The organism is Aliiroseovarius sp. D2-2 (assembly GCF_055809455.1).
Window position 1 is genome coordinate 1,124,893 of the sequence record NZ_CM147913.1, and the last position, 18,920, is coordinate 1,143,812.

Here is an 18,920-nt window from a genome sequence, read left to right on the forward strand (position 1 = left end):
TTATTTTGGCGGCGGACCATCTTTCAGCTGGTACCCGACGAATGCGGGATAAAGGTAGTTTCGCCGAAGCGCCGGGAAAGGGAAACGCGGCAGCTTGCGCGTGTGGACAGGTAGGGACGAGATGCGCCCCAACGCCATATCGGCCAGCCGCGCACCTACCCACGTGCCCATGGCCACGCCATTGCCGTGAAAGTTCAGGCCAGCCCATGCTGTGGTGCTGTTTCCAATGGGTCCCGCATAGGGAAGCAAGTCCCGCGATAGGCTGATCAGGCCAGACCAGAAATGTGGTGTTTCGACATGGCCCCACGCTGGGAACATGGCAGAGAGGTGCTGTTTAAGCCGTGCACGCATGGCGGCCTGACCTTCGGCACTGGCACCTACATTCCCGCGTGCTCCGAAAAGAAAACGCCCATCGGGAAGCAGGCGGAAGTAATGCAAAAGGTTTCGGCTGTCATAAGCCATGAGGTCCGTGGACCAACCTTGTTCCGCGATCTCGCCCGCGGTCAATTTGCGTGTGACAAGGATGTTGGATTGCACGGGTAGGTAACGGCCACTCAACCAGTCCGGCAGCCCGTCCGAGGAATAGCCATTGGTGGCGACGATCAGCTTTTTCGCGGTGATCCGAGCGGTGGGAGTGGTCAGAACATGGTGCCCTTCACTTTCGTCGATTTGCGATACTGGGCTGTGCGGTGACAGTGAGGCACCCGCATCGGATGCGGCCTGCGCCAACCCGCTGACATAGCGACCCGGATTAAGTGCAAACCCCAAGGGCAGGATCAATCCGCCGTGAAACGCACCATTCATGCCGCGGGCTTTCAGATCACTTTCCGGGATCATCTCGGCAGGGTGGCCCAGTTCTGCCCATTCAGCTTGCTCCGAACGCAAACCGTTCATGGCGCTGGGCGTATGGGCCAGCAGAAGTTCGCCATTCGAATGGGTATCAGCATCGATCCCATGGCGGTCCAGCAGGTTGGCCACCAGATCAACCGCGCCGCGCTGGGCCGAGAAATAGGCGCGAGTGGCGTCGTCACCGAAGCGTTTGCGGATCGCCCCCAGCCCCAGTTTGTCGCCACCGATGGTGCAAAACCCACCATTGCGGCCAGACGCGCCCCAGCCGATGCCTTCTGCCTCCAAAAGCGTCACATCCACGCCGGATTCGGCAAGATGAAGTGCTGCCGATAGGCCGGTGAAACCCCCACCAACCACCGCTACTTCGCAGGTGTGGTCCCCTTTAAGCGCAGGCCAATTCCCCCTTGGACGCGGCCAGATGCATTCTGCCCGCGCGGCGTCGGAATAGGCGTAATCCTCGTAGATGCGCTTGGCGGTTGGCATCACAGTCGGCCAAGATATGTGCGATACTCCACATGAGTAATCTCATGGGTAAGCTGGGCAATTTCATCGCGGCGTACAGCAGCATAGACGCCAACAAAGCGCTGACCGAAAACTTCACCCGCCACATCAGAGGCTGCAAAGCGTTCGACCGTTTGCAGCCAATCAGCTGACAGGGTTTTTGCAGGCTCCGCCCCCGCATCATCCAGCGGCAAAGGCAGCGCGGGTTTTGTCTGCACCCCGTGCAACATGCCACCCAGAATGGCGGTAATCGCCAAATATGGGTTCACATCTGCACCTGCGATACGGTGCTCCAGACGTGCGGCCGGACCTTTGGTTTCTGGCAGGCGTACGCCCGCCGCGCGGTTGTCGAACCCCCAATCAGGGGCCGAGGGCGCAAAGCTCATCGGTTTGAAACGACGGTAGGAATTCATATGCGGCGCAAAGATCGCTTGAAGGTCACGCATTGTATCAAGCGTGCCACCCACCGCATGTTTCAGCACATCAGACGGCCCGTCCGTGCCATCGTCAAAGACGTTCTTGCCATCTTTATCCACGACCGAGGCATGTACGTGCATCCCGTTGCCGGGGAAGTCGGCATAGGGTTTGGCCATGAAGGTGGCTTCCATCCCATGTGACCGGGCCACGCCACGCACAAGGCGTTTGAACAAAAGCGCCGTGTCAGCTGCCCACATCACGTCATCGGTGTGGTGGAAGTTGATCTCAAACTGACCCGGGCCGTATTCTGCAATCAGCGTGTCGGTGGCCAGACCCTGAAGTTCGGACGCCTTCAGGATATCGTCAAGGATATCCTGCGTACGTTCCAGCACCTCAAGATCATAGTTCTGCGCATCTGGGCTGCGATCGGGTGGGGTTGGAGCTTCGTCCTGTTCCGCTCGCGGTTTGAACAGGTAAAATTCCAGCTCCGTCGCCAGCACGGGATGCAGACCTGCGGCGTGCAGCTTGTCGACCATGCGCACAAGTTGCTGGCGCGAGGATAGGTCAGAGATTTCGCCAGTGTCCGGGTCGATCAATTCAACTTGCAACTGCGCGACATTGCCCTTGGCCCATGGCACAGGTTTCAAAGAACCGGGCACCGGCACAATGCGCCCGTCGGGATCACCCACGATGATCCCCAGACCTGTGGCTTCAACCTCTGCCCCCATGATGTTGGGCGCATAGGTCGAAATAGGCAGGCGCACAGCGCCGTCGGTCAGTTTCTTTTCGTCATCGCCGGGCAACCATTTACCGCGCAAAACCGCGTTCAGGTCGCACAGCATCAGCTCGACCCGATCAGGGCGACCGTGGGTTTTGCAATAGGTTGCGTATTCTTCCAGAAAGTCGCTCACTGGATAGCCTCCTGTTCGTCCTTCGCGCGTTTCGCGATGGCCCGTTTCGAGCTTAGAGATGCCCCAATAACGCCGATGGCTACAAGGCCAATCATGATCGTGGACAGTGCGTTGATTTCCGGGCTAACGCCAAGACGCACGGCCGAGAAAATCTTGATCGGCAAAGTGGTCGATGAAGGACCAGAGGTGAAGCTTGCGATGACCAGATCATCCAGCGACAGGGTGAAGGCCAGAAGCCAGCCTGAAATCACTGCAGGCGCAATGATGGGCAGGGTGACAAGGCGAAATGCTTCGAACCCGGTGCAACCCAGATCAAGGGCGGCCTCTTCCAGTGATTGATCAAATGTCACAAGGCGCGACGACACCACGACCGAGACATAGCACATCGAGAAGGTCGTATGCGCCAACACAATGGTCAGCACGCCGCGGTCCAGACCGATGGCGATGAATAGAAGCAACAGCGACAGGCCGGTGATCACTTCGGGCATCACAAGCGGGGCATAGATCATGCCGCTGAACAATGTGCGCCCGTGAAAGCGTCCGGCACGGACCATCACATAAGCAGCCATCGTGCCCAATACGGTTGCGATGGTCGATGACATTACGGCCACTTTTACGGTGACCCACGCAGCATCAAGGAATGCCTCGTTGCGGAACAGTTCCCCATACCATTTGGTCGAGAACCCCGACCAGACGGTGACAAGCTTACCGCCGTTAAACGAATAAACGATCAGGATAAGCATCGGGATGTAAAGGAAGGCAAACCCTAGGGTCAGCGATACGGTGTTGAACCAGCTCAGACGTCTCATTTTCCAGCCTCCCTTTGCTTTTCCTCGTTACGTTGAAACAGCACAATCGGAATGATCAGGAGCAAAAGCAGGACCACGGCCACCGCTGACGCCACCGGCCAATCGCGGTTCGAGAAGAACTCCTCCCACAACACTTTGCCGATCATCAGAGTTTTCGAGCCACCCAACAGCGATGGGATCACAAATTCACCCATGGCCGGAATGAACACAAGGAACGACCCGGCAATGATGCCTTGTTTCGATAATGGCATTGTGATCAGCCAAAAGGCTTTCATGCGTGAGCATCCAAGGTCCTCGGCCGCTTCCAACAGGCTTTCATCCAACCGCTCTAGCGCCGAATAGATCGGCAGCACCATGAAGGGCAGGTAGGTATAAACAATACCGATATAAACAGCAGTGTTGGTGTTCAAGATGGTCAGCGGCTCGCTGATCAGGCCGATATTCAGAAGCAACTGATTAAGCAGGCCTTCTTGGCTCAGAATGGCTTTCCACGCATAGACGCGGATCAGGAATGAAGTCCAAAAGGGCAGGATGATCAGCATCATCAGCGTTGGGCGCCAGTCGTCTGGCGCGCGGCTCATACCATAGGCAATCGGGAACCCCACCAACAGTGCAAGGATCGTCGATACCGTCGCGATCTTGAGGCTTGAAAGATAGGCTTTCCAATAAAGATCGTCCTGGGTGAGCCAAGTGAAGTTTTCCATGTCCAGTGCGGACCACCATTCCCTGAACCCAGCCCAACCTTGGGACAGATCAAGCGTCGGTGTGTAGGGAGGAATGGCCAGTGCTGTGTCCGAAAGGCTGATCTTCAGAACGATCAGGAACGGCACAAGGAACAGCGCAAGCAGCCATAAATAAGGAACAGATATCAGGCCAAAGCGCTTCATGACGTCAGCACCACGCCGGCGGTGTCAGTGAAGCTAAGCCAAACGTCCTGTTCCCACGTGATCGCCCGGCGGCGAATGCGCCGGGTGTTGGCGGCTTGTGCTTTGATATGCTCGCCCGTCGGGGTCTCGATCACATAGGTCGACATGTTGCCAAGATAGGCGATGTCCAGAACCTTGCCGCGGATCACATTTGCTACGTCGTCGGGTTTATCGACTGAAATAGTTACCTTTTCGGGGCGCACAGCCAAGGTGGCGCGGGTGCCGACAGGAATTTCGTCATGGGCGATGCCGGTCAGGTCCTGCTGACCCTCGGCCCAGCTGATCGTCGCATGATCATCGCCGGATTTGGTCACGTTGCCTTCGATCAGGTTCACGTCGCCAATGAAGTCGGCCACGTAGATCGAGCCCGGTTCTTCATAAATCTTGGCCGGAGTGTCCACTTGAATGATTTTGCCGTGATCCATCACCGCGATGCGGGAGGCGACTGTCATTGCCTCTTCCTGATCGTGGGTCACGATCACAAAGGTGGTGCCGGTCTGTTCCTGAATATCCATCAGTTCAAACTGGGTGTCTTGGCGCAGCTTCTTGTCCAGCGCGCCCAGCGGTTCGTCCAGCAACAAAAGCTTCGGCGCTTTAGCAAGCGAGCGCGCAAGCGCCACGCGTTGTCTCTGTCCACCGGAAATCTGGTGCGGTTTGCGGTTCGCAAACTTGTTCAGCTGAACAAGGTTTAGCATTTCTTCGACGCGTGCTTCGATCTGATCCTTCGGCAACCTGTCGCGCTTCAAGCCAAAGGCAATGTTGTCAGCCACGGAAAGGTGCGGGAACAAAGCATAGCTTTGGAACATCATGTTCACCGCGCGCTTGTTCGGAGGGATCGGGCCCACGTCTTGCCCATCGATCAAAATCTGCCCTTCGGTCTGGGTTTCAAATCCTCCCAGCATACGCATCATGGTGGTCTTGCCACAGCCTGACGGGCCAAGAAGTGCAAAGAACTCCTGTTCGAAGATATCGATTGTCAGATCATCGATGGCGGTAAAATCGCCAAAGCGTTTCGTGACATTCTGAAAGCGGATCAGCGGCGTCGCTTGAGGATCGTTCCAGGGTGCAAACTCGGCAGGAGCCGAAACGGTGGCGGCGTCAGACATGATAACCTCGGGGAAAAAAAGAAGGTCTCCCCCCGCGTATGATTACGCGGAGGGAGCGGGAGATCGGGCTTAGGTGCCCGACTTTACTTTGGTCCACAGACGCGTGACGACGCGCTGGACTTTCGCTGGATAAGGCGTGGTTGTGTAAAGCGTACCAAGGGCTTCTTCGGTTGGATAGATCGCCGGATCGCCGATCACGTCCTCTTCCAGATGCGCTTGCGAAGCTTCATTGCCATTGGCGTAGTAAACATAGTTCGACGCCGCTGCCATGTTGTGCTCGTCCATAATGAAGTCCAGGAACTTATGAGCGGCATCTGGGTTTTGTGCGTCAGCCGGAATGGCCATCTGGTCGAACCACATCAACGAGCCTTCTTTGGCGGCGTTGTAGGCGATCTCGACGCCATTTTCAGCTTCAGCAGCGCGGTCGCGGGCTTGCAGAACATCGCCAGACCAACCAACGGCCACACAGATGTCGCCATTTGCCAATGCATTGATGTATTCCGAGCTGTGGAACTTTTGCACATAGGGTGCGATGGCCGACAGGATCGGCTCGGTTTTCGCAATCACGTCCGGGTCGTGGCTGTCGGGGTCTTCACCCAGATAGGCCAGTGCGGCCGGAATGATTTCTGCCGGGGCATCCAGAATGTGCACGCCGCATGATGCCAGCTTTTCCATGTTGGCTGGGTCAAAAATCAAAGCAAGGCTGTCGATCGGCGCGTCTTCCCCCAACGCTTCCGTCACTTTGCCCATGTTTACGCCGATCCCAGTGGTGCCCCACATGTAGTTGATCGAATAAGCGTTCTCAGGATCATACTTGGCTGTCCGGCTGGCGATCACGTCCCACATGTTGCTGTGGTTGGACAGTTTCGACAGGTCAAGCGGCTGGAAGGCACCAGCGGTGATCTGACGTTGCAAGAAGGTTCCGGACGGAACAACGACATCGTAACCTGACCCACCGGCAAGCATCTTAGTTTCCAGAACTTCGTTAGAATCGAAAACGTCGTAGATCAGTTCGATCCCGGTTTCTTCTTCGAATTTCGTCAGCAGTTCCTCGTCGATATAATCCGACCAGTTATACACGCGCACTTCTTCGGCTTGGGCGGTGGTGGCACCCATAACCAAAGCGGCACTCATCAAGAGCCAAGTCTTCTTCATTCGCATTCTCTCCCTGTTTGGGGCAGCAAGCCCATTTGCGACATTTGATCAAAAAATGGCGAGTCGCGCAATATGGTAAAATTGCGTAAGCCATAGTAGATTGCTTTCAAAGACTATCTTTGGGGCCGGAAATGGCAAAGCATTAGTAACGATGGGGGAAAACTTGTCAGATCGCCAAGCGAAATTGCCAGATCACCAGCGGGTTTACCGCCAGCTGCGGGAAATGATTCTATTCGGGGAATTGGCTCCGGGACAACCAGTCACCATTCAGGGATTGGTTGCCACATTGGACGTGGGCATGACCCCCGTACGTGAAGCGATCCGACGTTTGACGTCGGAAGGGGCGTTGGAATTTAAGGGCAATCGCCGCGTATCTGTGCCGCAACCGGATCTGGAACAGTGGAACGATATAGCGTTCGTGCGACTATCCGTAGAGCCGGAACTGGCACGTAAAGCCACAGAAAACATAGGCTCTGAAGCGCTTGGGAGACTAGTTTCTTACGACGATCTGCTAAATGCAGCTATCGACCAAGGTGATGTGCGCGGATATCTTGAGCACAACTATCGCTTCCATGCGTATCTTTATGATCTGGCTGGATCCGAGGTCCTGTCGTCGATTGCCAACATGTTGTGGCTGCGCGCTGGACCGTCGCTGCGCGTTGTTTTGGGGCGGTATGGCACGGCCAATCTGCCCGACAAACATGCTGAAGCCATGGCAGCAATGCGTGCGGGTGACGGCGATGGTGTCGCGGCAGCAATCCGCGAGGATATCGATCAGGGAATCGCCCAAGTGCGTGAGACCTTGTTGGCGACCTGAATTTGATCAGATCGCAGGTCATGCGTTGACAGTCTATTTTTTGATCATATTGTAAACCCAGCTTTTGACGGGCCACGTCAAGCGGGTGATTCTCGCGCCGCGTGGTTCTGTCCGACCCAAGATTTCGAGGAGATCCGCGATGAACAAGATCACCAATCACCTGCCGACCGCCGAGCTGCAGGCCATCGACGCCGCGCACCATATGCACCCGTTCACAAATGATGGAGAGCTGGCGCAATCGGGCGCGCGCATCATCACTTCGGCCAATGGAATTTGGCTGAAAGATAGCGAAGGGGAAGAGGTCCTCGACGCGATGGCCGGTCTGTGGTGTGTGAACATCGGCTATGGCAATGAAAGCATGGCCGAAGTGGCGGCCCGCCAGATGCGCGAGCTGCCGTATTACAACACCTTCTTCCAAACGACTCATGTGCCCGCCATCGCGCTGGCTCAGAAATTGGCGCAATTGGCTCCGGGTGACCTGAACCATGTGTTTTATGCCAATGGCGGCTCGGACGCGAATGACACCAACATCCGCATGGTCCGCACCTATTGGGCTGAAAAGGGCCAGCCAGAGCGCGATGTGATCATCTCGCGTTGGAATGCCTATCACGGGTCGACCATTGGCGGCACATCACTGGGCGGCATGAAGGGCATGCACGGGCAAGGCAGCCTGCCTATTCCGGGGATCGAATTCATCGACCAACCACATTGGTATGCCGAGGGTGGCGACATGTCGCCCGAAGAGTTCGGCATGGAACGTGCCCAACAATTGGAAGCCAAGATCAAGGAAGTCGGCCCTGAAAAAGTTGCGGCCTTCATCGGTGAACCGGTGCAGGGCGCAGGTGGCGTGATCGTGGCACCAGACGGTTATTGGGCTGAAATTCAACGGATCTGTAAGAAATACGATATCCTTCTGATCGTTGACGAAGTGATCACCGGCTTTGGTCGCACTGGCAATTGGTTCGGAAGTGAAACGCTGAACCTGACGCCCGACATCATGACTGTCGCCAAGGGTCTTAGCTCTGGCTATGTGCCGATTGGCGCTTCGATCGTGTCCGACAAAGTGGCCGAAGTTCTGGCCGGGACCGAGTTCAACCACGGTTACACCTATTCGGGCCATCCAGTGGCCTGTGCGGTTGCGTTGGAAAACCTTCGCATCATGGAAGAGGACGGCATTGTCGAGCATGTGCGCGACGTAGCGGCGCCTTATCTGGCCAAGAAATGGAATGAGTTGGCTGACCATCCATTTGTGGGTGAAACCAAGATCGTCGGCATGATGGCGTCACTGGCTTTGACGCCTGACAAATCCAAACGCGCCCCGTTTGCGTCGGACCCTGGCACTGTGGGCTTCCTGACTCGCGAGCGCTGTTTTGCAAACAACCTGATCATGCGCCACGTGGGCGATCGTATGATTATCTCGCCGCCTTTGGTCATCACGACGGATGAAATCGACATTCTGATCGATCGCGCCCGTAAGTCGTTGGACGAAGCCTATGAGGTTGTCAAAGAAAAGGGCCTGATGGTCGCTGGCTAAACAAAGAAGCGGGGTTGGACACATGGTCTGACCCCGTTTTCGTTCGGAGGGTACATGGATCTGTTAACGGCCAACGATCAGCACGGAGAATATCCGCAATCTTGGTATGCCGCGACGGCGGATGCACCGGGACCGTATCCTACGGCTCAGGGTGACATAACTTGTGATGTGTGCATCGTTGGCGGCGGTTTTACGGGCTTGTCTGCCGCGCTCCATCTGGCTGAACGTGGTTATGACGTTGTTCTACTAGAGGCCCAGCGCGTTGGGTTCGGCGCATCGGGGCGGAATGGTGGCCAGGTCGGAATGGGCCAACGGCTTGATCAAGACGATTTGGAAAAAATGGTGGGCAAAGACGATGCCCGCAAGTTGTGGAATATGGCTCGCGAAAGCGTTCAGCTGGTGCGCGACATCGTTGCCAAACACGCACCGGATGCGGGGTTCACTGACGGTATCATCCACGCGATGCACCGTGCGCGGTATGTGCCTGAAGACCACGACTATGTGCGAAAGCTAAATGAAGACTATGACTATGACCTGATCCGCACAGTGGATCGCGATGAAATGCGCGAACTTTGCGGGTCTCCGGCCTATCACGGCGGGTCTTTGGATATGGGGGCGGGGCACACCCATCCACTTCGTCTGGCCTTTGGGATGGCAAAGTCTGCGGTTGCTGCTGGCGCGCGTATCTTTGAAACAAGTCGTGTGACGGATGTCAGCGAAGGGTCAACCGTCACCGTGCGCACCAATGCCGCACGGATCCGAGCAAGTCATCTGGTCTGGGGCTGCAATGGGTACCTTGGAAACACGCAAAAACACGTCGCCGCGCGTGTCATGCCCATCAACAACTACATTCTGGCAACCGAACCGCTGGACGAGGCGTTTGCCAAGTCCCTGATCCGAGATGGGCATGCTGTGGCGGACAGCAAGTTTGTGATCAACTATTTCCGATTGTCTGACGACAATCGCATGCTTTTCGGCGGCGCGGAAAGCTACGGCTACAAGTTTCCGAAAGACATCAAAAAGCTTGTGTCCAAACCGATGCTTGAGATTTATCCGCAACTGAAAGAAACGCGCATTGATTATGCATGGGGCGGCACGCTGGGCATCACGATGAATCGCATGCCGCATTTTGCGCGACTTCAGGGCAATGTGCTTTCGGCGTCAGGTTATTCTGGCCATGGGGTTGCGATGGCAACGCTTGGGGGCAAGATGGTCGCCGAAGCGATTTCAGGTCAGGCAGAACGGTTTGATTTGATGGCGCAGGTTCCAACACCCCGTTTCCCGGGCGGTGTCGCTCTGCGTTGGCCGCTTTTAGTGATGGCGATGCTGTGGTTCAGCATGCGCGACAAGCTGTAAGACGTGTCAGTCCTTTGGACCGCCCACATCCCCCGGCGCAACCGCAACCGTTTTGATGATCGCATGTAGCTGCACATCTTCGGTCAGGCCCATAGCCTTGACCGACCGCTTTGTGATCCGCGCCAATATCCTGCCTGCGGGGGTCTTGATCGACAGAACAGCGCCCGGCCCGTCGCCCAAATGTACTTGGTCCACAGTGCCCGGCAAGCAATTGAGTGCGGACAGCCCTTGCGGTTTGTCACGTGATAGGATCACGTCTTGGGCCGCGATGCGTACCCTAAGCCGCGTGCCGGGATCGCGTGCGATGCGGGGCAGGTGCAGCGGGATGCCGCCCGCATCAAGCTCGGTTAGCCCATCGTCGTGATGGGTAACCACATGCGCCTCAATCACAGCGCCGACAGACCGGACATCACCGGGGATGAACGACGGGTCGCTTAGGACATCTGCCGCGGTGCCTTGTCTGGCCACGTGACCCTGATCCAAGGCGACGACTGTTGTGGCCAGTCGGGCCACTTCGCTTGCGGAATGGGTGACGTACAGCACGGGCACATCCCCTTCGTCGCGCAGCCGTTCGAAGTAAGGCAGGATCTCTTCTTTGCGTGCCTCGTCCAGCGCGGCCAGTGGTTCGTCTGCAAGGATCAATTTGGGTTTTGCAAGCAATGCCCTGCCAATGGCAACGCGCTGTTTTTCCCCACCCGAAAGATTGGCTGTGCGCCGGTCCAGCAGATGGCCGATACCTAGCATATCAATCACGCGGTTCCATTCCGCAGTGTCGAGGGGCGAACGCGCGATGCGGCGTGCGTAGTCAAGATTGCGACGCACATTCATATGCGGAAACAGACGTGCATCCTGAAAGATGTAACCGATGCGGCGATCCTGTGTGGGCAGGTGTAGATTGGTCGCGCTGTCCATCAAAACATGGCTGCCAAGCGCAACGCGTCCAGATGCATGCCGATCCAGCCCGGCCACCGCGTTGACCACACTTGTTTTGCCCGACCCGGAAGCGCCGAAAAGAACGGTCAATCCGGGCGGAGCATCAAAGCGGACATCCAGCGTGAACCCATCGCGCTGGCCAGAAAGCTGAACGGAAAGGGCTGGGTGTGTCATGCGCCCTCCATCCGTTTGGCGACCCGGCGGGCAAGAAGCTCTGACGCAACCAATGCGCCCATGGCGATGACGACCGAGATCATCACAAGCCGCACAGCTGCGCTTTCCCCACCAGGCACCTGCAAGAAGCTGTAGATGGCTGACGGTAGAGTACGGGTTTCACCGGGTATGTTGGCGACAAAAGTGATGGTCGCGCCGAACTCTCCCATCGCTTTGGCAAAGCCAAGGATTGCGCCTGCGATGACACCGGGTAAGGCCAGCGGCAAGGTGACTGTTGTAAACACTTGCATCCGCGACGCACCGAGCGTTGCGGCGGCGGCTTCAAGGCGGGTGTCCACAGCCTCGATCGACAGGCGGATTGCGCGAACCATCAAAGGAAATCCCATGATCGCAGCGGCCAAGGCAGCACCGGTCCAGCGGAACGCCAGCGGCAGGCCGAGTTTCGTCAGGAACGCCCCTATGGGCGCGGAGCCTCCAAAGGTCAGAAGCAACAGATAGCCAGTGACAACGGGCGGAAGGATCAGGGGCAAATGCACCAGACCGTTCACAATCTGCTTGCCGGGGAAATCGTGCCGCGCCAGAAGATGCGCCACCCAGATGGCGAAGGGCAGCGACAGGATCGTCGCCCAACCGGCGACCTTCAGCGACAGAGCGACGGCCTGCCATTCTTCTGGGCCTAGCCAGCTCATTGCGCCACCTCTACGGCTGGAAGGAAGCCATGGCTAATCAGGATGTTCTGCGCAATGGAGGCAGTGAGGAACTCAAGAAACGCTGTGGAAGTGTTAACGTCGCCATTGGCCGTGGCTGCTCCGGGATAGGTGATAGGCGCATGGGTGGATTTGGGCAGTACCGCCACACGACGTACCTTCGGTTCAGCCACAGCATCCGTCGCGTAGACGATTCCCAAACGGGCCTCCCCCAATGCGACCAGGGCCAGCGCCGCCCGAACATTGTCGGTTTGTACCAGATGCGGTTCAACGTCATTCCACAAGCCCAACGCCGTAAACGCGGACTTTCCATATTGCCCAGCTGGAATGGCGTCGACCAAGGCCGTAGCAAGCTTCCCGCCGTCTAGCGCGGATAGGAACGCATCAGGGTTAGCTGGTAGGTCCGATGGAGAGGTGGCGCTTGCCGGCGCAATCAACACCAGCCGGTTTCCAACAAAGTTGCGGCGCGATCCTTCAGCCAACAGGCCTGCGTCCTCGACCACATCCATCCAGTCATTGCTGGCGGACAGAAACACGTCTGCTGGCGCACCCAGTGTAATTTGCCGCGCAAGTACAGAAGACCCTGCATAAGACAGGACAACCTCGTGTCCGGTTTCGTCGCTGAAAGCTGCCGCGACATCATCCAGCGCGCCGCCCAAACTGGCCGCTGCGAATATGGTGATCCGATCGGCAAGGGAAGGCAGGCTTGATGCGCCCAAAAACAGGGCGACCAAAAGGGCACGAGGGGTATATCGTGGGGCGCTTAAAAACATCTCGGATCGAGATAACGGGATGCGCGGCCCCGCAGCAAGGGGTTTTGCACTGCGGGCGACATATCGCCCGATTTGGGTGAACTAGGCGAAGATGATATCAACCGACCCAAACGGGCCGAAATCGGCGTGAATGTCGGTGCCCGATGGGCATTCCACGGGCCGGATGAAACTTCCCGACAAGATGACCTGTCCGGCTTCAATCCGCTGTCCATATTGCGCCATGCGCCGCGCGAGCCAAACCACGCTTTCCACCGGATCGTTCAAAACGCCTGCGCCCAGCCCGGTTTCCTCGATCTCTCCATCTCGGAAGGTCAGCGCGCCGACCCAGCGCAGATCATGCGCGTCAATGGCGTGGCGTTCGGTACCAAGGACGATCCCTGCATTGGCCGCATTGTCTGAAATCGTATCGAAGACAGTGCGCGTTTTGCCTGTATCTGGATCAATACGTTCAATGCGCGTGTCGAGGATTTCAATGGACGGAGTGACGTAATCCGTGGCCGCAATCACATCATCGCGCGTTACATCGGCACCGCCTAAGGGGGACTTCATCACAAAGGCAATCTCGGCCTCGATCCGGGGTTGTATGAAACGCCCTTTAGGTACGGTTGCCCCAGTTTCAAACAACATGTCATCAAACAGAATGCCGCTGTCTGGAATGTCGATGTTCAGCGCATATTGCATGGCTTTTGAGGTCAACCCGATCTTCCAACCAATCACGCGCCGACCTTCGGCCAGCTTCGCGCGGTAGATCGCGTTCTGCACCTGATAGGCATCATCCATGCCCATATCTGGGTGGCGTTTGCTCAAAAGGCCGATCTGGGTGCCGGTCTTTTCGGCCGTCAGAAGATCAGCAGCAGCTTTGGCGTGATCTTCGGGTGTCATAGGGTTTCGTCCTCGACGGTGTTGGTCAATGTGCCAATTCCATCAACTGAAACCTCAACCACATCACCGGGTGCAAGGTATTTCGGCGGATCAAACCGCGCCCCTGCGCCGGTGGGTGTACCGGTTACAATCATATCACCTGGCTGCAGCGTCATGAACGTCGAGATATAGGCGATCTCTTCGCGGATCGGGAACATCATGCGATCCAGCGTGTCATCCTGACGAAGCTCTCCGTTCACATGGGTCTGAATGCGCGCGTCATCCAGTTGCTTGGCGTCGGTGAAGGGCACCAGCCATGGTCCAATGGCCCCCGAACGATCCCAGTTCTTGCCTTGGGTCACGTTGAATTTCGCATGACGCACCCAATCGCGGATGGTGCCTTCGTTGCACAAGGTCAGCGCCGCGATGTGGTCATAGGCGTCTTCCGCCTTGATGCGGCGCCCTGTCTTGCCGATCACAATTACCACTTCGCCTTCATAATCTAGCGTGTGGTTTTCCGGCGGACGGATCAGGGGGCGACCATGGCCCGTGAAGCCGCTGGCGAAGCGTGGGAAAAGCGACATGTGTTTCGGCTGCGCACTGCCATCTTTGTATTCTGCGTTGCGGTCGGGGAAATTCACGCCGACGCAAAGGATACGCCGCGCATCCGGCATCACCATCTCATAGGTGAAATCAGTATGGGTGACGGATTTGCCCGTGGCCGCTTGGGCCAGTTGGTCAAATTCCCCCGCCTCAATGACCTCGTAAAGACTTGAAAACGAAGGGAAATCACCATTCAGGGCTATCGCGCCCGCGTCGGTGATCGCACCAAAAAAGGTCTCGCCCGAAGCAGAGAAGGTGGCAAAGCGCATGTTGTTTCCTTTGGATTAGACCGAGAAGCTGATATTGGCCTGCCCGGTTCCGGAGCTGCCGAAATAGGGTGTGTAAATGTCGATCTCGCCCTCGTAGTCCTTCCAGCCCAAGGCGCCGAAAAGCAGTGCGGTATCATTCATTGCGCATTCGCCGGTGCATTTGACCGCATAGTCGGGAAGCAGATCGAGGAATTCGCCCCATTTGCCGTTTTCCCAAAGCTCAAGTACGCGCAGGTCCATCTGGCGGTTGAACTCTCCGTTTACAGAATTCAGCCCGTCGACCGAGCGTTCGTTGGGCGTGAAATCATGGCTCATCGATCCAGATGCAAGGACCGAGACCTTGCGGTTCGACCGTTTGATGCCTTCGGCAATGGCCGATCCCCAGCGACGGTTTTCTTCAATTGACGAAAACTGGTTTACTGCGACAGGAAGCACGCGGGCATTTACACCCTCGTTGATGAAATGCATGGGCAGAAGCGTGCCGTATTCCATGCCCAGATCGGGTTGCGCGTGGCCCATGGCCCGTTCGCCACGTTCTTCCAAAACGCTTAGAATGCTTTGTGCCAGCTCGCTATCGCCTTGATAGTCAAATTCCATATCCGCCAGCATATGCGGCAGCTCGTGGCTGATGAAGCGGCCCTTGTGATGAGGCTTGGCGTTCAGGTGGAACCCCTGATTGGTGATCCAGTGCGTGTCGAAGATCAAGAACGTGTCGACCTCGCGATCAATCGCGTCCTGCCGGAGCTTGGCATAGCCATCAATAGCAGGCTGACGGATGCCTTTATATTTCTCCATCGTGTGCGACATCCAGATGCTTGGCACATGGGTGATTTTCGCAGCTTGAACGATCTGTCCCATTGGGTCTCCTCCCCTTGGTTGTCGCGCGTCTCAGTCTTAACACGGGTTGAGCGCTTAGGCACCCAACCGCATGATTTTGTGTTGGCCCGTAGCGAAGCCGACATGTTTTTGCTCCATGTAGAAATCGAACGACCAGTCGCCGCCATCACGGCCGATGCCCGAGGCTTTCACCCCCCCGAACGGAGTCGGCAGGTGGCGCACGTTTTCCGAGTTCACCCAGATCATGCCGGCCTCAAGTTTGTCTGTGAAACGCATCGCGCGGGTCAGGTCGTTGGTCCAGACATAGCCGGTCAGCCCGTATTCGGTGTCATTGGCCATGGCGAGCGCTTCATCCTCGGTCGTAAATGGGATCGAGGTCAGGACTGGCCCGAAAATCTCTTCGCGTGCGATGCGCATGTTGTTGGTGGCATTGGTGAATAGCGTGGGGCGGACGAAATAACCTTCGTCGCCGACCTTTTCACCACCCGCAGCTACCGTCGCGCCGTCTTCTTTTGCGATATCGAAATACGAGGTCACTTTGTTGTAGTGTTCCTCGGTCACCAGGGGGCCGATCTCGGTCGCTGGGTCCAGTGGGTGGCCGACCTTGATGTTGTTCACCCGCTCGACCAGTTTTGCTTCGAATTTGTCCTTGATCGTGTCTTGCACAAACAGGCGCGACGATGATGTGCAGCGTTCGCCGTTGATCGAATAGATCATAAAGATCACCGCATCCAAAGCGCGATCCAGATCAGCATCATCAAAGACGATCACGGGGTTTTTCCCGCCCAATTCCAAATGGTTGCGTTTGTGCGTGTCGGCACCTTGTTTCGTGATCAAAGACCCGGTGCGGCTTTCGCCAACAAAGGCAATGGCGCGGATAAGCTTATGTTCACACAGCGCTTTGCCCGCATCATGGCCAAAGCCGTTAACCGTGTTCAAAACACCCGGCGGTAGGCCGGCTTCTTCGGCGATCTCCACCAAAAGCCGGGCGGTCAGGGGGCTGTCCTCGGCCGGTTTGTGTACCACTGTGCAACCCGCTGCCAGCGCGGGCGCGATCTTCCAAGTGGATAGCATGAAGGGCGTGTTCCACGGGGTAATTACACCCACCGGGCCGATGGGGGTGCGGCTGGTCACATTCATCAGGGTGGGGGACTTCAGGTGTTGGCCGTCACGAGCCTGCACCACCTGATCGGCGAAATAACGAAAGTTCTCGGCCCCACGCAGCGCGGCTTTCGACATGAAGCGAATGGTTTGGCCTGTGTCCCAGCATTCGCACAGCGCGATTTCCTCGGCGCGGGCTTCGATCGCATCCGCCACGTTCAACAGGATACGGCGTCGTTCCGTGGCGGGCATGTCACGCCAACCGGCAAAGGCTGCGTGAGCGGCTTTCGCGGCGCTATCTATGTCCGCTTCATTTCCGCGTGCGACCTCACAAATCACTGACTTGTCGACGGGCGAAGTCGATTGAAAAACACCTGCAGACCCAACGCGATCTTCACCTGCAATCCGGTTTGGAATTCCATCCTCGCGAAAGCGCGCCAGATACCCCGAAAGCTTCTTGATATTGCTGTCCAGATTCGACATTTGACCCTCATTCACCACAGATAATAATTGCGATGTTAATTAATAATGGTGAACCTGTCAACAATAGTTGCTTTGTTCAATTCCGCAGGCTTGTTATACTGCTATTATGAACAAAGATTTTTCCGCCAAGCCGGCCTTTCCAAGTACATCCCGTTCCCTTCCGATCTCGCTTTTGCGGGCGCGCGAAGTTGTCATGCAGCCAATCCGTGACATGTTGGGCGAACTAGGTTTGACTGAACAGAAATGGCGCATCCTACGCACGCTGGACGAGCTGGGAGAGGTCGAGCAAAGCACCATCGCGAAAGAGGCTTGCCTGCTTTTGCCAAGCCTGACCCGTATCTTACGGGGTATGGAGGCGGACGGGCTAATCTCGCGCCAATCGGACGTCACAGACAAGCGCCGCACGCTTGTTCAGATCACTGACAAAGGCCGTAACATCGTGCGCGACAACCTGCATGTGGCCAACGATATCGCCGCCCGGATCGAAGCCCATATGGGGCAGGACGAAGCAAAGCTTTTGCTGGACCTTCTGGAAAAACTGCAAACTGCGAAACTGTAGCGTGCGTGATTATCGCTAGGTGAACTGGCGTATTCTGGCTTGCAAACGCCGCCTTTCATCCGCAGTTGTATTCATCAACACTGTAACTGTGACCCGCAGCGGAGGCTTTGCAGGTGGACATCAGATTTGATCACGGACCCGATGGTACGGCTGGGCTGTTTTCAGCTCCGCACGATCAGATTGTGGCTTGGACGCTTGATGATGTGCCCGCTGCTTTGGATCAGCTGGATCAAGCACAGAAAAACGGTGTGTGGCTTGCGGGTTTTGCAAGTTACGAGCTGGGATACGCTTTGGAGCCTCGGCTTGAGCCGCTGTTGAAACCTGATCGTCGCCTGCCGCTTTTGATGTTTGGTCTATATGATGGCCCCAAGGACGCAGCCGGGCTTGAACCTGGGCACGCTGCGCTGTCCGATCTGGCGCCTGATTGGGATGCTGACACCTATGCGCGTGGCTTCCAGCGCGTGCATGACTACATCTGTGCGGGTGATACCTATCAGGTAAATCTGACCTTCCCAATCCGGGGGAAGGCGCAGGGGGAAGCACATGCGCTCTATAAGGCGCTGACCCGTTTGCAGCCGGTGCAATATGGTGCGCTGGTTCAGGCAGAGGGTTTACCTGCAATCCTTTCCCGCTCGCCCGAGCTGTTCTTTCGCACGGATGCTGGAGGCGCGATCGAGACCCGCCCTATGAAAGGCACGCAACCACGCAGTGCCGATCCAGTCGAAGACGCCGCCCGTGCGGTATTCTTGAAAAGCGACGAAAAAAACCAAGCCGAAAACCTGATGATCGTGGATCTTTTGCGCAACGATATCTCGCGGATTCTGCGAACCCGGCAGCGTTCATGTGCCCGAGCTGTTCACCGTGGAAAGTTATGAAACCGTACATCAGATGGTGTCGCTGATCCGGGGACAAATGCACAAGGGCACCCGCCTTTCCGACATCCTGCGCGCGTTGTTTCCGTGTGGGTCCATCACAGGTGCGCCCAAATTGCGCGCGATGGAGGTCATCGCAGAGCTGGAACCCAACCCCCGCGATATTTACTGCGGCTCAATCGGTTGGATGGCCCCAGACGGGCGATCGGAATTCAACGTGGCAATCCGTACGTTGATGCTGGACGACGAAGATGTAACGCTAAATGTTGGGGGCGGTTTGGTATATGACAGCACCGCTGCCTCGGAATACGAAGAAGCACTGTGGAAGGCTAGATTTGCCAGCCAGTTGGACACGGAATTCTAAGAA

The 18,920-nt window shown here is 56.7% G+C and carries 17 protein-coding genes and 1 pseudogene; 5 read left to right on the forward strand and 13 right to left on the reverse strand.

Annotated features, from left to right (window positions below):
* From AC0L6A_RS05530 to AC0L6A_RS05555, 6 genes are all read right to left on the reverse strand, one after another.
* Positions 1-1,332 carry an NAD(P)/FAD-dependent oxidoreductase gene (locus tag AC0L6A_RS05530; RefSeq protein ID WP_473292732.1) on the reverse strand — a complete coding sequence of 444 codons (1,332 nt, stop codon included), beginning with the start codon at positions 1,330-1,332 and terminating at the stop codon, positions 1-3.
* Positions 1,332-2,678: a glutamine synthetase family protein gene (locus AC0L6A_RS05535; RefSeq protein WP_473292733.1), complete on the reverse strand. Its 1,347-nt coding sequence runs from the start codon at positions 2,676-2,678 to the stop codon at positions 1,332-1,334. Before AC0L6A_RS05535 ends, AC0L6A_RS05530 begins: the two co-directional genes overlap by 1 nt.
* Positions 2,675-3,487, reverse strand: coding sequence for an ABC transporter permease subunit (locus tag AC0L6A_RS05540; RefSeq protein WP_246928645.1), 813 nt, complete (start codon positions 3,485-3,487; stop codon positions 2,675-2,677). The genes AC0L6A_RS05535 and AC0L6A_RS05540 overlap by 4 nt, the downstream gene beginning before the upstream one ends.
* Complete coding sequence (locus AC0L6A_RS05545; protein ID WP_473292736.1) at positions 3,484-4,374, reverse strand: ABC transporter permease subunit; 891 nt, start codon at positions 4,372-4,374, stop codon at positions 3,484-3,486. Before AC0L6A_RS05545 ends, AC0L6A_RS05540 begins: the two co-directional genes overlap by 4 nt.
* Positions 4,371-5,519 (reverse strand): ABC transporter ATP-binding protein, encoded by a 1,149-nt coding sequence (locus AC0L6A_RS05550; protein WP_473292737.1) that lies wholly within the window; start codon positions 5,517-5,519, stop codon positions 4,371-4,373. The genes AC0L6A_RS05545 and AC0L6A_RS05550 overlap by 4 nt, the downstream gene beginning before the upstream one ends.
* 69 nt (positions 5,520-5,588) lie before the next feature.
* A complete protein-coding gene (locus AC0L6A_RS05555) occupies positions 5,589-6,674 on the reverse strand; it encodes a polyamine ABC transporter substrate-binding protein (RefSeq protein ID WP_473292738.1) in 1,086 nt (361 codons plus the stop codon).
* A 151-nt stretch (positions 6,675-6,825) separates the two neighbouring features.
* Here AC0L6A_RS05555 and AC0L6A_RS05560 point away from each other — a divergent pair, with 151 nt between their 5' ends.
* The 3 genes from AC0L6A_RS05560 to AC0L6A_RS05570 all read left to right on the forward strand — a co-directional run bounded on the left by AC0L6A_RS05560 (position 6,826) and on the right by AC0L6A_RS05570 (position 10,381).
* On the forward strand, positions 6,826-7,491 hold the full coding sequence (locus AC0L6A_RS05560; protein WP_473293387.1) for a GntR family transcriptional regulator: 666 nt from the start codon (positions 6,826-6,828) through the stop codon (positions 7,489-7,491).
* 139 nt (positions 7,492-7,630) lie between these two features.
* Positions 7,631-9,025 (forward strand): aspartate aminotransferase family protein, encoded by a 1,395-nt coding sequence (locus AC0L6A_RS05565; protein WP_473292739.1) that lies wholly within the window; start codon positions 7,631-7,633, stop codon positions 9,023-9,025.
* 54 nt (positions 9,026-9,079) lie between these two features.
* The gene (locus tag AC0L6A_RS05570; protein WP_473292740.1) at positions 9,080-10,381 is read left to right on the forward strand and encodes an NAD(P)/FAD-dependent oxidoreductase; all 1,302 of its coding nucleotides are present in this window, start codon (positions 9,080-9,082) and stop codon (positions 10,379-10,381) included.
* Between the two features lie 6 nt (positions 10,382-10,387).
* Here the strand turns inward: AC0L6A_RS05570 and modC are convergent, their stop codons facing one another.
* From modC to hpaE, 7 genes are all read right to left on the reverse strand, one after another.
* Positions 10,388-11,488 carry a molybdenum ABC transporter ATP-binding protein gene (gene modC, locus AC0L6A_RS05575; RefSeq protein ID WP_473292742.1) on the reverse strand — a complete coding sequence of 367 codons (1,101 nt, stop codon included), beginning with the start codon at positions 11,486-11,488 and terminating at the stop codon, positions 10,388-10,390.
* The gene (gene modB / locus AC0L6A_RS05580) at positions 11,485-12,177 is read right to left on the reverse strand and encodes a molybdate ABC transporter permease subunit (protein WP_473292743.1); all 693 of its coding nucleotides are present in this window, start codon (positions 12,175-12,177) and stop codon (positions 11,485-11,487) included. Before modB ends, modC begins: the two co-directional genes overlap by 4 nt.
* The gene (gene modA / locus AC0L6A_RS05585) at positions 12,174-12,968 is read right to left on the reverse strand and encodes a molybdate ABC transporter substrate-binding protein (RefSeq protein ID WP_473292745.1); all 795 of its coding nucleotides are present in this window, start codon (positions 12,966-12,968) and stop codon (positions 12,174-12,176) included. Before modA ends, modB begins: the two co-directional genes overlap by 4 nt.
* Positions 12,969-13,049: 81 nt before the next feature.
* Positions 13,050-13,850 (reverse strand): 2-oxo-hept-4-ene-1,7-dioate hydratase, encoded by an 801-nt coding sequence (gene hpaH, locus AC0L6A_RS05590; RefSeq protein ID WP_473292747.1) that lies wholly within the window; start codon positions 13,848-13,850, stop codon positions 13,050-13,052.
* The gene (locus AC0L6A_RS05595; RefSeq protein ID WP_473292748.1) at positions 13,847-14,701 is read right to left on the reverse strand and encodes a fumarylacetoacetate hydrolase family protein; all 855 of its coding nucleotides are present in this window, start codon (positions 14,699-14,701) and stop codon (positions 13,847-13,849) included. Before AC0L6A_RS05595 ends, hpaH begins: the two co-directional genes overlap by 4 nt.
* 15 nt (positions 14,702-14,716) lie before the next feature.
* Positions 14,717-15,559 carry a 3,4-dihydroxyphenylacetate 2,3-dioxygenase gene (hpaD, locus tag AC0L6A_RS05600; RefSeq protein ID WP_473292750.1) on the reverse strand — a complete coding sequence of 281 codons (843 nt, stop codon included), beginning with the start codon at positions 15,557-15,559 and terminating at the stop codon, positions 14,717-14,719.
* A 54-nt stretch (positions 15,560-15,613) separates the two neighbouring features.
* Positions 15,614-17,122 (reverse strand): 5-carboxymethyl-2-hydroxymuconate semialdehyde dehydrogenase, encoded by a 1,509-nt coding sequence (gene hpaE / locus AC0L6A_RS05605; RefSeq protein WP_473292751.1) that lies wholly within the window; start codon positions 17,120-17,122, stop codon positions 15,614-15,616.
* Positions 17,123-17,228: 106 nt separating this feature from the next.
* Here hpaE and hpaR point away from each other — a divergent pair, with 106 nt between their 5' ends.
* Both hpaR and AC0L6A_RS05615 read left to right on the forward strand, forming a co-directional pair.
* Positions 17,229-17,681, forward strand: a complete 453-nt coding sequence (gene hpaR / locus AC0L6A_RS05610) for a homoprotocatechuate degradation operon regulator HpaR (protein ID WP_473292752.1) — start codon at positions 17,229-17,231, stop codon at positions 17,679-17,681.
* A gap of 113 nt (positions 17,682-17,794) precedes the next feature.
* Positions 17,795-18,917: pseudogene (locus tag AC0L6A_RS05615) on the forward strand (aminodeoxychorismate synthase component I).
* Positions 18,918-18,920 lie beyond the last annotated feature (3 nt).

Bases quoted from the DNA above. Each gene is read 5' to 3' on its own strand.
- AC0L6A_RS05560 (WP_473293387.1), top strand. From the start codon at position 6,826: ATGGGGGAAAACTTGTCAGATCGCCAAGCGAAATTGCCAGATCACCAG.
- AC0L6A_RS05565 (WP_473292739.1), top strand. From the start codon at position 7,631: ATGAACAAGATCACCAATCACCTGCCGACCGCCGAGCTGCAGGCCATC.
- AC0L6A_RS05545 (WP_473292736.1), bottom strand. From the start codon at position 4,374: ATGAAGCGCTTTGGCCTGATATCTGTTCCTTATTTATGGCTGCTTGCG.
- hpaD (WP_473292750.1), bottom strand. From the start codon at position 15,559: ATGGGACAGATCGTTCAAGCTGCGAAAATCACCCATGTGCCAAGCATC.
- AC0L6A_RS05570 (WP_473292740.1), top strand. From the start codon at position 9,080: ATGGATCTGTTAACGGCCAACGATCAGCACGGAGAATATCCGCAATCT.
- modB (WP_473292743.1), bottom strand. From the start codon at position 12,177: ATGAGCTGGCTAGGCCCAGAAGAATGGCAGGCCGTCGCTCTGTCGCTG.
- AC0L6A_RS05540 (WP_246928645.1), bottom strand. From the start codon at position 3,487: ATGAGACGTCTGAGCTGGTTCAACACCGTATCGCTGACCCTAGGGTTT.
- AC0L6A_RS05530 (WP_473292732.1), bottom strand. From the start codon at position 1,332: ATGCCAACCGCCAAGCGCATCTACGAGGATTACGCCTATTCCGACGCC.
- AC0L6A_RS05595 (WP_473292748.1), bottom strand. From the start codon at position 14,701: ATGCGCTTTGCCACCTTCTCTGCTTCGGGCGAGACCTTTTTTGGTGCG.
- AC0L6A_RS05555 (WP_473292738.1), bottom strand. From the start codon at position 6,674: ATGAAGAAGACTTGGCTCTTGATGAGTGCCGCTTTGGTTATGGGTGCC.
- AC0L6A_RS05550 (WP_473292737.1), bottom strand. From the start codon at position 5,519: ATGTCTGACGCCGCCACCGTTTCGGCTCCTGCCGAGTTTGCACCCTGG.
- modC (WP_473292742.1), bottom strand. From the start codon at position 11,488: ATGACACACCCAGCCCTTTCCGTTCAGCTTTCTGGCCAGCGCGATGGG.
- modA (WP_473292745.1), bottom strand. From the start codon at position 12,968: ATGTTTTTAAGCGCCCCACGATATACCCCTCGTGCCCTTTTGGTCGCC.
- hpaE (WP_473292751.1), bottom strand. From the start codon at position 17,122: ATGTCGAATCTGGACAGCAATATCAAGAAGCTTTCGGGGTATCTGGCG.
- hpaR (WP_473292752.1), top strand. From the start codon at position 17,229: ATGAACAAAGATTTTTCCGCCAAGCCGGCCTTTCCAAGTACATCCCGT.
- hpaH (WP_473292747.1), bottom strand. From the start codon at position 13,850: ATGACACCCGAAGATCACGCCAAAGCTGCTGCTGATCTTCTGACGGCC.